Raw genomic sequence first — 14369 nt, 5'->3', positions numbered from 1 at the left:
TTCTTTCCCCCCCACAACGGGGTGGGGCGGGGCGGGTGGGGTGGGGGTGCCAGACGTAAAGCGAAGCAGTCTGGCACCCCCACCCCGCAGGCCCGTCACCGCACCCCAACAGCACCGCGCAGCGGACCGGCGGACCCGTCGGCTCGCCCCGCGCAGCGGACCGGCAGCGGACCAGACAACGCGACCCGCCCCGCCCAAGCGGACCGGCCCGCGCCGCAAGGCGCAAAGACAGCGACCCGCGCGGCGGGAGAGCCAACAACGTGGGAAGCAAACCGCTACGCGCTACGCGCGGGCACGCAACGGCCGTCCTCCACCCGGTACTTCCACCGCGCGCCGTCGGCGACGAGTTCCCGGACCGCCCGGACGAACCGGGCGAGGTGCTCGTCCGGCGTCCCCGCACCGAAGCTGACGCGGATCGCGTTCAGGGAGCGTTCGCCGGGGGCCGCCTCGGGGGCGCCGCACTCGCCCGGGTCCTGGGGGGCGCTGCCCAGGAGCGTGCGGACCAGGGGGTGCGCGCAGAACAGGCCGTCGCGGACGCCGATCCCGTACTCCGCGGAGAGGGCCGCGGCGAAGTGCGAGCTGTTCCAGCCGTCGACGACGAAGGAGAGGACGCCGACGCGCGGCGCGTCGTCGCCGAAGAGGGAGAGGATCCGGACCTCGGGGACGTCGGCCAATCCCGCCCGGACCTGGGCGATCAGCTCCTGTTCGCGGGCGACGAGGCCGTCGAAACCGGCCTCGGTGAGCGCCCGGCAGGCGGAGGCGATGGCGTAGGCGCCGATGACGTTGGGGGAACCTGCCTCGTGCCGGGCGGCGGTGGTGTGCCACTCGACGTCCACCCCGCCGTCGGCGCGCCGGGCCACCTTGCGGCTGGCGCCGCCGCCGGCCAGGTACGGATCGGCGTCCTGGAGCCAGTCGGCGCGGCCGGCCAACACCCCGGCGCCGAACGGCGCGTACAGCTTGTGGCCGGAGAACGCGACCCAGTCGACGTCGAGTTCGCCGAGGTCCACCGGGTGGTGCGGGGCGAGTTGGGCCGCGTCCAGCACGATCCGGGCGCCGTGGGCGTGCGCGGCGGCCGCCAACTCCCGTACCGGCCACAGCTCCCCGGTCACGTTCGAGGCGCCGGTGACGCACACCAGCGCGGGGCCGTACGGCTCGCGGGCGGCCAGCGCCCTCTCCAGGGCGTCCACCGCCTGCCGCGGGGTGCGCGGCGCGTTGAGGTAGGTCACGGCCAGGTCCGCGCGGCGCTCCCAGGGCAGCAGCGAGGCATGGTGCTCGGTCTCGAAGACGAACACCCGGGTGCCCTGCGGCAGCGCGGCGGCCAGCAGGTTCAGCGAGTCGGTGGTGGAACGGGTGAAGACGAGCTGGTCGTCGGGGCGGCAGCCGAGGAAGTCGGCGACCGTCTTGCGGCTGTTCTCGAAGAGATCGGTGGAGAGTTGGGAGAGGTAGCCGGCGCCGCGGTGGACGCTGCCGTAGTACGGCGCGTAGCCGGCCACGTCGTCCCAGACCCGCTGGAGCGCGGGGGCGCTGGCGGCGTAGTCCAGCGCGGCGTAACCGGCCTCGCCGCCGGTCACCAGCGGGACGGTGACATCCCGTCCCAGCACGGGCAGCGGGGCACAGACGGCGCGGTCGGCGGCAGCGGCGGAAACAGACATGGCGAACTCCCGTGAGAGGTAAGCGAATTCACCGCGGTGGGGGCGTCCTCGGGGGCCCGGGGGGCGCGGAGGAACGGCCGACACGGCACTGCGGTGTGAAAGAAGAAGAGCTGAAGGGCGCGGGAACGGGGCCGACGGCCCTAGCGCATTCGCTGCATCACGGGGGGGCTCCCTCGGGGACCAGGATCCCTGGCGAGGGATCCGCGCTTGCCGCAGACCTCGCTGCCTGCGGCCTGGTCATCACCCGGGGCACCCCGCCACGGAAGGAGGGTTGCCGGACAGCGGGCCGGGGCCTGTGTCGCTGTCACTCGTGACCTGGGCATGAATCATGCCACACGATCTTCGGTGCGCAAGCCCCGGTCCGCATTCCGGACCGGGACCTGCGTCACATCCGCCGGCCGTCAGGCGTTGCTGGCCGCCGCCCAGCGCTCCAGGGTCCGCTTGGCCGCCCCGGAGTCGAGGGACTCGGCGGCCCTGCCGAGGCCGTCCCGGATCCGCTCGGTCAGCGGGGCGCCGGACGGCTCCAACGCGGCCAGCGCCGCCGCCGCGTTGAGCAACACCGCCTCCCGCACCGGGCCGGTCTCGCCGTCCAGCAGCCGGCGGGCGACCTCCGCGTTGTACGACGCGTCCGCGCCGCGCAGCGCAGCCACCGGCACCAGGTCGATGCCGACGTCCCGGGGGTCGAACGGCTCCTCGCGGACCGTGCCGTCGCGCACGATCCACACCCGGGAGGTGGCGGTGGTGGTCAGCTCGTCCAGCCCGTCGTCGCCGCGGAAGACCAGCGCGGAGGAGCCACGCTCGGCGAGCACCCCGGCCAGGATCGGCGCCATCCGGGCGTCCGCGACGCCGGTGGCCTGGGCCTTGACCCGGGCGGGGTTGGTCAGCGGGCCCAGCACGTTGAAGGTCGTGCGGATGCCCAACTGGCCGCGGGCGGCCGCCACATGGCGCAGTGCGGGGTGGAACTTGGCCGCGAAGCAGAAGGTGATGCCGGCCTCCTCGGCGACCTCCACGACCCGGCGCGGGCTCAGGTCCAGATTGACGCCCAGCTTCTCCAGCACGTCGGAGGCGCCGCTGGCCGAGGACGCGGCGCGGCTGCCGTGCTTGACGACCTTGGCGCCGGTGCCGGCGACCACGATCGCCGACATGGTGGAGATGTTGACGGTCTTCGCCCCGTCGCCACCGGTGCCGACGATGTCGACGCTGGGGCCGGGCACGTCGATCAGGCTGGCGTGCGCGTACATCGTCCGCACCAGGCCGGAGATCTCCGCGACCGTCTCGCCCTTGGCGCGCAGCGCGACCGCGAAGCCGGCGATCTGCGCGTCGGTGGCCTGACCGCGCATGATCCGGTCCATGACCCAGGCGGTGTCGTCCGCGGTGAGGTCCTGGCCGTCGAGGAGGGTGTTCAGCACGACCGGCCAGGAGCGGTCCGCCACGCTGCCGCCGCCCGCCGGGGTCACAACGTTCATGGTCCACGCTCCTGGTTCGTCTCTCGCCTGTGTCGTCACCCTATCGACCTCCGCGGACGCCGAAGGGCCCCGTCCACAGGAATGGACGGGGCCCTCTGGGTGGCGTACTACCAGCGGTGCGCGCGGGGGCGCCCGCGGGGATCAGTGGTGGCCGTGGCCGCTGGTGATCTCCTTGTACTCCTCGACGGTCGGCTTGGCGATGACGTTGTCCTCGCCGTAGTAGCCCTTGGAAAGCTTGGCGCGCAGCTTCTGCGTGCGCTTGAGCTTGCGCCGAACGCCGTTCTCGTCGACCTCCGGACCGAGTTCGAGCGGCTCGGGCTGCTCGTGCTGGGTCAGGAAGTGGAGCTGCTCCTGGTTGAGCGGCTCGTGGACCTCGATGAACTCACCGTGCGGCAGGCGCTTGATGATGCCGGACTCGCGCCCGTGCAGCACCTTGTCCTTGTCGCGGCGCTGGAGGCCCAGGCAGATCCGCTTGGTGGCGATGAAGGCCAGCACCGGCCCGACGAAGAACGCGATCCGGACGAACCAGGTGATCGCATTGATCGACAGGTGGAAGTGCGTCGCCCACAGGTCGTTGCCGCCACCGATCAGCATCACGAAGTACGCGACGAGCCAGGCCACACCGAAGCCGGTGCGGGTCGGGGTGTTGCGCGGGCGGTCCAGGATGTGGTGCTCGCGCTTGTCGCCGCGGACCCAGGACTCGATGAACGGGTAGACCGCGATGGCGACCAGGACCAACGGGAAGATCAGGATCGGGATCAGCACACCGAAGTTGATGGTGTGGCCCCAGAAGTTCCACTCCCAGCCCGGCATGACACGCACCAGGCCCTCGGCGAAGCCCATGTACCAGTCCGGCTGCGCACCGGTGGACACCTGGTCCGGCCGGTACGGGCCGATGGCCCACACGGGGTTGATGCTGGCGACCGCGGCGATCACCGAGATCACACCGAAGACCAGGAAGAAGAAGCCTCCGGCCTTGGCCATGTAGACCGGCAGCAGCGGCATGCCGACCACGTTGTTGTTGGTCTTGCCGGCACCCGGGAACTGCGTGTGCTTGTGGTAGAAGACCAGGATCAGGTGCGCCACCAGCAGGCCGAGCATGATGCCCGGCAGCAGCAGCACGTGGACCGCGAAGAACCGCGGGATGATGTCGTGCCCGGGGAACTCGCCGCCGAAGATGAACATCTGCAGGTACGAGCCGACCAGCGGCATCGCCAGGATGACGCCCTCGATGAAGCGGACACCGGTGCCGGAGAGCAGGTCGTCCGGGAGCGAGTAACCGGTGAAGCCGGTGAACATGCCCAGGACGAACAGCAGGAAGCCGAACAGCCAGTTGACCTCACGCGGCTTGCGGAACGCACCGGTGAAGAACACCCGCATCATGTGGACCATCATCGCGGCCAGGAAGACCAGCGCCGCCCAGTGGTGGATCTGCCGGATCAGCAGACCACCGCGCACGTCGAAGCTGATGTTCAGCGTCGACTCGAAGGCCTGGGTCATCTTGATCCCGTGCATCGGCACGTAGGACCCGTGGTAGGTGACCTCGGCCATGCTCGGGTGGAAGAACAGCGTCAGGTAGACACCGGTCAGGATGATGATGATGAAGCTGTAGAGCGCGACCTCACCCAACATGAAGGACCAGTGGTCCGGGAAGATCTTGCGCATGTTGGACTTCGCCAGGCTGTAGATGCCCAGCCGGCCGTCGGCCCAGTCGGCGATCCGCTCGCCCCGCGGCGCCTGGCCACGGCGCGTGGTGGTCGCGGTTGTCTCGTTACTCATCCGCGCTCCCAGAAGCTCGGGCCGACGGGCTCCGCGAAGTCGCTTACGGCTTCGAGATAGCCGTCCTTCACCGTGATGTGCAGCTGCGGCAGGGCGTGACCGGCCGGGCCGAAGATCACGCGGCCACCGTCGGAGAGGTCGAAGGTCGACTGGTGGCAGGGGCACAGCACGTGGTGCGTCTGCTGCTCGTACAGGGAGATCGGGCAACCCACGTGGGTGCAGATCTTCGAGTACGCCACGATGCCCTCGTGCGACCAGGCCAGCTCCTGCTTGTCCTTGATGTTCTGCGGCTGGATCCGCACGAGCATCAGGGCGTCCTTGGCGATCTTGTTGGCGAAGTCCTCGTCGCTCTCCTCCAGGCCCTGGGGCTTGGCGAACGTGAGGGAGCCGACCGCGATGTCCTCGGGACGCAGCGGGAGGTTGGTCGACTGGTTGACCAGGCGGACGCCCTTCTTCCAGCCGGTGGTCCGCAGCTTCTTCTCGGGCAGCGGACCGAGGTCACGCAGCAGCACGACGCCGGAGAGCGGCACCAGGGCCATCGCACCGAACATCGTGTTGCGGATCAGCTTGCGCCGACCGAGCTGCGACTCCTTGGCACCCTCCGCGAAGTCCGCCAGGACCTTCGCCTTGACGTCGGGGGTGGCCTCGATCGGGTGCCGCTCCTGCGCCACCTCCTCGTCCGACATCAGCGTGCGGGCCCAGTGGACCGCGCCGGCGCCGATGCAGAAGAGCGCCACACCCAGCGTCAGGCCGAGCGCGAAGTTCAGCCCGCTGATGTGCCCCAGCGGGAAGATGTAGACGATCTTGTCGATCGGGATGGCCACGTACGACGCGATGAACGCGACGGTGGCGAGCATGGACACCATGAAGAGGAAGGCGACGGTGCGCTCGGAGCGCTTGGCGGCCTGCTCATCGATGTCCTGGACGCGGTGCTCGTGGGGCGGCAGCCCGGGGTCGGCGAAGGGGTTGTCCGCCTTCCCTACCGCGCCCTCGTGAGTCGTCTCCCGCTCACTGGGAAGGTTTTCTTCTGTCTCACTCATGACTTCTTGGCCTTCGTAGTCCGGGCTGCGACCCAGATGGCGACCGCGACACACGCACCCAGCCCGAAGATGTAGCCGAAGAGACCTTCGGTCACCGGGCCCAGACCACCGAGTTCCATACCGCCCGGGGTCGCGGTCTTGTCGCCGTTGACGGCGCCGAGGTACGCGACGATGTCCTTCTTGTTCTGCGGGCTCAGCGTGCCGTCACCGAAGGAGGGCATGTTCTGCGGGCCCGTCTGCATGGCCTCGTAGATGTGCTTCGGGTCCACGCCTTCCAGCGTCGGTGCGAACTTGCCGTTGGTGAGGGCACCGCCCTTACCGGTGAAGTTGTGGCACTGCGCGCAGTTGGTGCGGAACAGCTCGCCGCCCTTGGCGACGTCGGCGCCCTCCGCGCTGTACTGCGTCTTGTCGGGCACGGACGGGCCCGGGCCCAGCGACGCGACGTAGGCCGCGAGCTGGTCGATCTGCGCGTTGGTGTAGATGTTCTTCTTCCGCGGCACCTGGGCGCCGGGCTGCTGGGCCGGCATACGGCCGGTGCCCACCTGGAAGTCGACGGCGGCGGCGCCCACGCCGACCAGGCTCGGGCCGTCGGAGCTGCCCTGACCGCCGGTGCCGTGGCAGCTTGCGCAGCCCACGGCGAAGAGCTTCTTGCCCTCCTTGATGGCAAGAGACTGGGCGGTGTCATCGGCTTGAGCCTTGTCCGCCGGCGCGAACGCGGCGTACAGCCCCCCAGTGACCGCCAGCGCGAAGAGTAGGACGACGAGCGCCGCCAGCGGATGGCGCCGTCGTGCGGAGAGCTTTTTCACGGATTACCCCGGTGTCAGGATCTTCTGCGTCGATGCTTTGGCTATGTCTGTCCGATATACGAGTCCGGCCGGACCTGTTACCGGATCAAGTAGATCGTGGCGAAGAGGCCGATCCAGACGACATCGACGAAGTGCCAGTAGTAGGACACGACGATGGCCGCGGTGGCCTGTGTGTGGGTGAACCTCTTGGCCGCGTACGTCCTGCCCAGGACCAGCAGGAAGGCGATCAGACCGCCCGTCACGTGCAGTCCGTGGAAACCGGTGGTCAGGTAGAACACCGAGCCGTACGGGCCGGACGAGAGCGAGAGGCCCTCGTGCTTGACCAGATCGGTGTACTCGAAGACCTGACCGCCGATGAAGATGGCACCCATGATGAAGGTGACCACGAACCACGCGCGCAGCTTCTTGACGTCGCCGCGCTCGGCGGCGAAAACGCCGAGCTGACACGTCAGCGAGCTGAGCACCAGGATCGTGGTGTTGGTCGCGGAGAACGGGAGATTGAGCGCATCGGCGGATTGCTTCCAATACGCCTCGCCCGTTACGGACCGGAGGGTGAAGTACATCGCGAAGAGGGCCGCGAAGAACATCAGCTCGGAACTCAGCCAGATGATGGTTCCGACGCTGGTGAGGTTCGGCCGATTGACCGACGGGTGCGCGTGCCCGGTATCTACTGTCGTTGCTGTCGCCACGACCGACATTATGTCGGTCGCTTATCCCGCCCTCACTCCGGGGGGTGCCGTTCGGTGTGTCAAGGCCCTATGGCCTGCTCGTTCGAAGCGTCCCGACAGTCGCCCGATGGGGGGAAGCGCGCGGTGCCGAGCGGCCGTCGGCCCCTGGAAAACCCGGTCCTGACGGGGCGTCGGCCGCCAACGGAGGCCGTACGGCCTCTCCTATCGGGGCCCGGTCCGGGAGTAGCATCGCGCAACGGTTTGATCCAAAAGCCGTGCCGCTACGTAGATGCCGCGACAAAGGTGGAGGAACGATGCAGGCGACTGCCACGGTGCTGGTCTACAGCGACAACGCCAACACCCGCGAGCAGGTCCGGCTGGCGGCCGGACGGCGCCCGGCCCCCGACGCCCCGCAGATCGAGATCCTGGAGTGCGCGACCGCCCCGGCCGTCCTGGAAGCCCTGGAGCAGGGCGGCATCGACGTCTGCGTGTTGGACGGCGAGACCGCGCCGGCGGGCGGCATGGGCGTCTGCCGGCAGATCAAGGACGAGGTCTTCCAGTGCCCGCCGGTGCTGCTGCTGATCGGCCGCCCCCAGGACGCCTGGTTGGCCACCTGGAGCCGCGCGGACGCCGCGGTGACCCATCCGTTGGACCCGGTGGCGTTCGCCGACGCACTGGCCGGTCTGCTGCGCCGACGGAGCCTCACCCAGGACGTGGTGCCGGCCTGAGGGCCCTGAGCGGTCGCTGAGCGGCCCTCAGACCTGCGGACGCAGCCGGGCGTCGGCGGCGGGATTCTGCTCGCGCTCGGCCGCGCCTGTGGTCATGGGGGCCTTGCTCTTGAGCGCGCTGCCGGCCCGCCAGTCCTTCCAGGGCATGTTCCAGTCGCCGAAGCCGTTGTCGAACGGCGTCATGGTGTCGCCGCTGCTGTTGACGACCTTGACGACGTCGCCGACCCGGACGGTGTTGAAGAACCACTGGGCGTTGCCGGTGGACATGCCGGTGCAGCCATGGCTGACGTTGGCGGCGCCCTGGGAGCCGACCGACCAGGGGGCGGCGTGCACGTACTCGCCGCTCCAGGTGACCCGGGTCGCCCAGTAGACCGGCAGGTCGTAGGAGTCCGAACTCCCCTCGGCGATACCGACGGTGGCGCTGCGCATCCGCACGAAGCTCTCCTTGCCGAGCACGACCTTGACGCCGTTGCGGGTGGAGAAGCCCGGCTTGCCGGTGGTGACCGGGATGGTGTTGATGACCTTGCCGTTGCGCGTCACCGTCATCTGGTGCGCGCCGGCGTCGGTGACCGCCTCGACCCGGTCACCGGTGGTGAGCCGAACGGGCTTTGCGGGGCCGCCGTAGAGGCCACCGGTGATCTTCAGGCCGTCGAGGTTGCTGTGCACGGCGACGGTGGCGTGGGCCGGCCAGTAGTCCTTGGGGCGGAAGTGCAGCTTCTTGTTGTCCACCCAGTACCAGGCGCCCTCCACACGGGGCGAGGAGTCGACCTTCAGGGCGCTCTCGACGACGGCCCGGGCCTTGGGGTCGGTGACCGGCTTGCTCAGCTCGGCGGTGACCGGCTCGCCGACGCCGTACTCCCCGCTCTGCGGGCCGAACTTGACGGTCAGCCGGTCGCCGACTTCCTTGGTGTTGACCACCAGGGTCTTGCGGCCCGGGGTGCCGTCCTCCTCCTCGGTGCTGACCTGCACCGTGTAGCGGGTGCCGGCAGCCAGCGGCACGGTGGTGCGCCAGTGCCGTCCGTCGGCGCTCAGTTCGCCGCGTACGTAGCGGCCGGTGACATCGGTGGCGGTGACGTCCGTGATCCGGGAGTCGTCCCCCTTGAGGGAGACCTCAAGCGGCTTGTCGGGGTCCGCCTTCTGCTTGCCGTCCGTCGGGGTGTTCGCCGATATCTGGTCGGACGCGTCGTAGGGGTTGGCCGAGAGGGTTTCCGACGACGAGCCCCCGCACGCGGTGGTGCTCACCGCGAGGGGCACGAGCAGGAGGCCGCAGCTCAGCACCTTCCGGGTTCGAGGTCTGTGACTCATGCCCCAAACGTAGGAAGAATCCCCCTTGGTGGCGCGCTGGAGGACTGCAAACGGGTCGGTCCCGGACACCTGTTGGGGTGTCCGGGACCGACCCGTGCGGCGTGTCTGCCGCGCTTCTCGCCTGGTGTGTACTACTGGGTGCGGTTCTCGCCGCGGTAGTACTCGAAGACCCAGCCGAAGAGGGCCGCGAGGATCACCGGCAGGGAGAAGTACAGCAGCCAGAAGCCGAAGACCACGCCCAGGAAGGCGAGCGCGCCGCCGACGCCCAGGAAGAGCGGCTGCCAGCTGTGCGGGCTGAAGAAGCCCAGTTCACCGGCGTCGTCGGCGACCTCGGCGTCCTCGTTGTCCTGTGCGCCCGCGTCGACCCGCCGGGCCGTGAAGGCCAGGTAGTAGCCGACCATGATGCACAGGCCGAACGCCAGGAAGAGCGCCGTGGTACCGGCCGGCTCCTTCGACCACACGCCGTAGACGACCGCCATGGCGAGGATGAAGACGCTCAGCCAGATGAACATCTTGCCCTGGATCTTCACTTGCCCGCCTCCTTGCCGCCGGCCAGCGCCTTGTCACCCTCGCGACCGTTGTGCAGCGCGTCGAGCGCCGCGATCTCGGGGTGGTGCAGGTCGAACGCCGGGGATTCGGAACGGATCCGCGGCAGGGTGAGGAAGTTGTGCCGCGGCGGCGGGCAGGAGGTCGCCCACTCCAGCGAACGGCCGTAGCCCCAGGGGTCGTCCACCTCGATCTTCTCGCCGTACTTGGCGGTCTTCCAGACGTTGTAGAAGAACGGGAGGATCGACATGCCGAGCAGGAACGAGCTGATCGTGGAGATGGTGTTCAGCGTCGTGAAGCCGTCGGCGGCGAGGTAGTCCGCGTAGCGGCGGGGCATGCCCTCGGCGCCCAGCCAGTGCTGGACCAGGAACGTGCCGTGGAAGCCGATGAACAGCGTCCAGAACGTGATCTTGCCGAGGCGCTCGTCGAGCATCTTGCCGGTGAACTTCGGCCACCAGAAGTGGAATCCGGCGAACATCGCGAAGACGACGGTGCCGAAGACCACGTAGTGGAAGTGGGCCACCACGAAGTACGAGTCGGAGATGTGGAAGTCCATCGGGGGCGACGCCAGGATGACGCCGGTCAGACCACCGAAGGTGAAGGTGATCAGGAAGCCGATGGCCCAGAGCATCGGCGTCTCGAAGGAGAGCGAGCCCTTCCACATCGTGCCGATCCAGTTGAAGAACTTCACGCCGGTCGGCACGGCGATGAGGAACGTCATGAAGGAGAAGAACGGGAGCAATACGCCGCCCGTCACATACATGTGGTGCGCCCACACCGTCACCGAAAGGCCGGCGATGGAAATCGTCGCGGCGATCAGGCCGATGTAACCGAACATCGGCTTCCGGGAGAAGACCGGAATGACCTCGGAAATGATGCCGAAGAACGGTAGGGCAATGATGTACACCTCTGGATGGCCGAAGAACCAGAAGAGGTGTTGCCAGAGCAGTGCGCCGCCATTGGCCGCGTCGAATACGTGGGCACCGAATTTACGGTCCGCCTCCAGGGCGAACAGCGCGGCGGCCAGCACCGGGAAGGCGAGCAGGACCAGCACACCGGTCAGCAGCACGTTCCAGGTGAAGATCGGCATCCGGAACATCGTCATGCCGGGGGCGCGCATGCAGATGATGGTGGTGATGAAGTTGACCGAGCCGAGGATCGTGCCGAAGCCGGAGAAGGCCAGACCCATGATCCACATGTCGGCGCCGACGCCCGGCGAACGCACCGCGTCCGAGAGCGGCGAGTAGGCGAACCAGCCGAAGTCCGCGGCACCCTGCGGGGTGAGGAAGCCGGCGACCGCGATGAGCGAGCCGAAGAGGTAGAGCCAGTAGGCGAACATGTTCAGCCGCGGGAACGCCACGTCGGGCGCGCCGATCTGCAGCGGCATGATCCAGTTCGCGAAGCCGGCGAACAGCGGCGTCGCGAACATCAGCAGCATGATCGTGCCGTGCATCGTGAACGCCTGGTTGAACTGCTCGTTCGACATGATCTGCGTACCCGGGCGGGCCAGTTCGGCGCGCATGAGGAGCGCCATCAGGCCGCCGATGCAGAAGAACGCGAACGACGTGACCAGGTACATCGTGCCGATGGTCTTGTGGTCAGTGGTCGTGAGCCACTTGACGGCAGCGATACCGGGTTGCTTCTTGCGTACGGGTGGTGCTGCCGGAGCCGATTCGGCGGCGGCACCCTGAGGTTCGTTGAGGATGCTCACTGGTTCTTGGTCTCCGCATTCCTGGCGTGGTCAGTCTGCTTGATACCCGCCGGCAGGTACCCGGTCTGACCCTTCGCCGCCAGGTCCTTCAGGTGCTGCCGGTACTTGGCAGGCGAAACGACCTTGACGTTGAAGAGCATCCGGGAGTGGTCGACGCCGCAGAGCTCCGCACACTTGCCCATGAAGGTGCCCTCCTTGTTGGGGGTCACCTCGAAGACGTTGGTGTGGCCCGGGATGACGTCCTGCTTCATCAGGAACGGCACCACCCAGAAGGAGTGGATGACGTCGCGCGAGGTCAGCACGAACTGGACGGTCTCGCCCTTCGGCAGCCACAGCGTCGGACCGGGGTTGCCGGTCTGCGGGTTGCGGGTGGCCGGCGTGCCGTAGTCGTAGACGCCCTCCGCGCCCTGCGGCGCGGACTTCTTCCACTTGTCCGGAATCGCGGCGAGCTCAGGAGAGTTGATGTTCGTGGTCGACTTGTTGCCGTCCACGTTCTCCAGGTAGTTGAACGCCCAGCTCCACTGGAAGCCCACGACGTTGATGACGTGGTCCGGCTTCTTGGAGGTCTTGAGGAGCGCGCTCTCATCGCGGGCGGTGAAGTAGAACAGCACCGCGATGATGATGAACGGGACGATCGTGTACAACGCCTCGATCGGCATGTTGTACCGCGTCTGAGCGGGGACCTCCACCTTGGTCCGGCTACGGCGGTGGAAGATCACGCTCCAGATGATCAGGCCCCACACCAGCACGCCCGTTGCGAGGGCGGCGGCCCAGGAGCCCTGCCAAAGAGAGAGGATCCGCGGCGCCTCGTCGGTGACGGGCGTTGGCATGCCGAGGCGGGGGAAGTCCTTGTATGTGCAACCAGTCGCGGTCGCCAGGACCAGGCCCGCAGCAAGCACCTGCGGCAGCTTCCGCCGCATCGGGCGCCGCGACGAGCGGTCGGAGCCGTTGGGACTCACGTAGCGCCTTCCCGAGAGTCTCGCCCGAGCGGTCGGCTGCGGCCTTACTCGCTGGTCGGTCGCCGCCCTGCTTCGGGCAGGGGTTTGGATGTTTATGCGGACCAAACCCTACTGGACGCTATTTGGGGTCGCGCGGGGAGGGTGCCCAACGCGCCGCGCGGCACCCCTAAGGGGTAGCCGAGCCCGTGCGGAGCAGGCGTTTTGGGGCCCGACGGCCGCCCGCCGGCGGGCATCTGACGGGCCGCCCGGCAACGGCCCCACCGGTGCTCTACCGTCTCGTACGTGCCCTACTTCGACGCCGCCTCCGCCGCCCCGCTGCATCCCGTCGCCCGGGAGGCCCTGCTCGCCGCGCTCGACGAGGGGTGGGCCGACCCGGCCCGGCTGTACCGCGAGGGCCGGCGGGCCCGGCTGTTGTTGGACGCGGCGCGGGAGGCCGCCGCGGGGGCGGTCGGGTGTCGCGCCGACGAGCTGACGTTCACCCCATCGGGGACGCATGCGGTGCATTCGGGCATCTTCGGTGCGTTGGCGGCCCGTCGGCGGGTGGGGCGGCGGCTGGTGCACTCCGCCGTCGAGCACTCCTCGGTGCTGCACGCCGCCGAGGTGCACGCGGCGGACGGCGGGACGGTGACGGAGGTTCCGGTGGACCGAGCGGGCCGGGTGGCGGCCGCTGAGGTGGCCGCCGCGCTCGGCGGGGACGCCGCGTTGGTGTGCCTGCAGTCCGCCAACCACGAGGTGGGCACCGAGCAGCCGGTGGCGGAGGTGGCCGCGCTCTGCCGGGCGGCCGGGGTGCCGCTGCTGGTGGACGCGGCGCAGTCGGTGGCGTGGGGACCGGTGCCGGGTCCCTGGTCGGTGCTGACGGCGAGCGCCCACAAGTGGGGCGGGCCGCCCGGGGTGGGGCTGTTGGTCGTCCGCAAGGGAACCCGGTTCGCGCCCCAGGGACCGCTGGACGAGCGGGAGTCGGGCCGTAGCCCGGGGTTCGAGAACCTGCCGGCCGTGGTGGCCGCGGCGGCGTCGCTGCGCGCCCTGCGGGCCGCCGTGGAGGGCGGGGCGGACGAGGCGGGGCGACTGCGCGGGGTGGTGGACCGGATCCGGGCGCGGGTGCCGGAGCTGGTGCCGGACGTGGAGGTGGTCGGCGATCCGGTGCGGCGGCTGCCGCATCTGGTCACCTTCTCCTGCCTCTATGTCGACGGGGAGGCGCTGCTGCACGAGTTGGACCGCGCCGGCTTCTCCGTTTCCTCCGGTTCGTCCTGTACGTCCAGCACGCTGACGCCCAGCCATGTGCTGCGCGCGATGGGGGTGCTGTCGGAGGGCAACGTCCGGGTCTCGCTGCCGTGGGGCGCTCAAGAGGCGGACGTGGAGCGGTTCCTGGCGGTGCTGCCGGAGGTGGTCCGGTCGGTGCGGGAGCGGTTCGGGGCGCCGGCGGCGGGGCCGGTGCGGCCGGCGGCGCCGGAGGCCGCGCCGGGCATCGTGGTGGACGCGCTCGGCCGGCGCTGCCCGGTGCCGGTCATCGAGTTGGCGAAGGTGATCGGTGAGGTGCCGGTCGGCGGGACGGTGACCGTGCTGTCCGACGACGCGGCGGCGCGGCAGGACATCCCGGCGTGGTGCGCGATGCGGGAGCAGGAGTACGTCGGCGAGGAGCCGGCGGAGCGCGGCGTCGCGTACGTGGTGCGGCGGCGCGGTTGAGCGCGGTCCCGTCCGGGGGCGGCGTG

12 protein-coding genes and 1 riboswitch are annotated in these 14369 nt (G+C 69.3%); of the genes, 2 read left to right on the top strand and 10 right to left on the bottom strand.

Annotation, left to right across the window (positions count from 1 at the left end):
- Positions 1-275: 275 nt before the first annotated feature.
- The 6 genes from ACIQU6_RS11845 to ACIQU6_RS11820 all read right to left on the bottom strand — a co-directional run bounded on the left by ACIQU6_RS11845 (position 276) and on the right by ACIQU6_RS11820 (position 7441).
- Positions 276-1652, bottom strand: a complete 1377-nt coding sequence (locus ACIQU6_RS11845) for an aminotransferase class V-fold PLP-dependent enzyme (protein WP_403481466.1) — start codon at positions 1650-1652, stop codon at positions 276-278.
- 198 nt (positions 1653-1850) lie between these two features.
- Positions 1851-1968: riboswitch (SAM riboswitch) on the bottom strand.
- Positions 1969-2053: 85 nt separating this feature from the next.
- The gene (trpD, locus tag ACIQU6_RS11840; RefSeq protein WP_403481465.1) at positions 2054-3118 is read right to left on the bottom strand and encodes an anthranilate phosphoribosyltransferase; all 1065 of its coding nucleotides are present in this window, start codon (positions 3116-3118) and stop codon (positions 2054-2056) included.
- Positions 3119-3259: 141 nt separating this feature from the next.
- Positions 3260-4897 carry a ubiquinol-cytochrome c reductase cytochrome b subunit gene (locus ACIQU6_RS11835; RefSeq protein WP_274916099.1) on the bottom strand — a complete coding sequence of 546 codons (1638 nt, stop codon included), beginning with the start codon at positions 4895-4897 and terminating at the stop codon, positions 3260-3262.
- Complete coding sequence (locus ACIQU6_RS11830; protein ID WP_403481464.1) at positions 4894-5937, bottom strand: Rieske 2Fe-2S domain-containing protein; 1044 nt, start codon at positions 5935-5937, stop codon at positions 4894-4896. Before ACIQU6_RS11830 ends, ACIQU6_RS11835 begins: the two co-directional genes overlap by 4 nt.
- On the bottom strand, positions 5934-6743 hold the full coding sequence (locus tag ACIQU6_RS11825; RefSeq protein ID WP_403481463.1) for a c-type cytochrome: 810 nt from the start codon (positions 6741-6743) through the stop codon (positions 5934-5936). The genes ACIQU6_RS11830 and ACIQU6_RS11825 overlap by 4 nt, the downstream gene beginning before the upstream one ends.
- 77 nt (positions 6744-6820) lie before the next feature.
- Positions 6821-7441, bottom strand: a complete 621-nt coding sequence (locus ACIQU6_RS11820) for a heme-copper oxidase subunit III (RefSeq protein ID WP_403481462.1) — start codon at positions 7439-7441, stop codon at positions 6821-6823.
- Between the two features lie 284 nt (positions 7442-7725).
- Here ACIQU6_RS11820 and ACIQU6_RS11815 point away from each other — a divergent pair, with 284 nt between their 5' ends.
- Positions 7726-8139, top strand: coding sequence for a hypothetical protein (locus tag ACIQU6_RS11815; protein WP_274916095.1), 414 nt, complete (start codon positions 7726-7728; stop codon positions 8137-8139).
- Between the two features lie 27 nt (positions 8140-8166).
- Here the strand turns inward: ACIQU6_RS11815 and ACIQU6_RS11810 are convergent, their stop codons facing one another.
- The 4 genes from ACIQU6_RS11810 to coxB form a co-directional block, all read right to left on the bottom strand.
- Positions 8167-9444 carry an Ig-like domain-containing protein gene (locus ACIQU6_RS11810; RefSeq protein WP_403481461.1) on the bottom strand — a complete coding sequence of 426 codons (1278 nt, stop codon included), beginning with the start codon at positions 9442-9444 and terminating at the stop codon, positions 8167-8169.
- 131 nt (positions 9445-9575) lie between these two features.
- Positions 9576-9974, bottom strand: a complete 399-nt coding sequence (locus ACIQU6_RS11805) for a cytochrome c oxidase subunit 4 (protein ID WP_403481460.1) — start codon at positions 9972-9974, stop codon at positions 9576-9578.
- Positions 9971-11701: a cytochrome c oxidase subunit I gene (gene ctaD, locus ACIQU6_RS11800; protein WP_274916092.1), complete on the bottom strand. Its 1731-nt coding sequence runs from the start codon at positions 11699-11701 to the stop codon at positions 9971-9973. Before ctaD ends, ACIQU6_RS11805 begins: the two co-directional genes overlap by 4 nt.
- Complete coding sequence (gene coxB, locus ACIQU6_RS11795) at positions 11698-12660, bottom strand: cytochrome c oxidase subunit II (protein ID WP_274916091.1); 963 nt, start codon at positions 12658-12660, stop codon at positions 11698-11700. Before coxB ends, ctaD begins: the two co-directional genes overlap by 4 nt.
- Positions 12661-12942: 282 nt before the next feature.
- On the opposite strand from coxB, the gene ACIQU6_RS11790 reads away from it, so the two are divergent.
- The gene (locus tag ACIQU6_RS11790; RefSeq protein WP_403481459.1) at positions 12943-14343 is read left to right on the top strand and encodes a cysteine desulfurase/sulfurtransferase TusA family protein; all 1401 of its coding nucleotides are present in this window, start codon (positions 12943-12945) and stop codon (positions 14341-14343) included.
- Positions 14344-14369: the final 26 nt, after the last annotated feature.

Origin of the sequence: Streptomyces sp. NPDC090442, from assembly GCF_044769405.1 — a bacterium.
Classification (GTDB): domain Bacteria; phylum Actinomycetota; class Actinomycetes; order Streptomycetales; family Streptomycetaceae; genus Streptomyces.
Note: the sequence above shows the minus strand (reverse complement) of the source record. Positions and strands in the feature narration are given on the sequence as shown.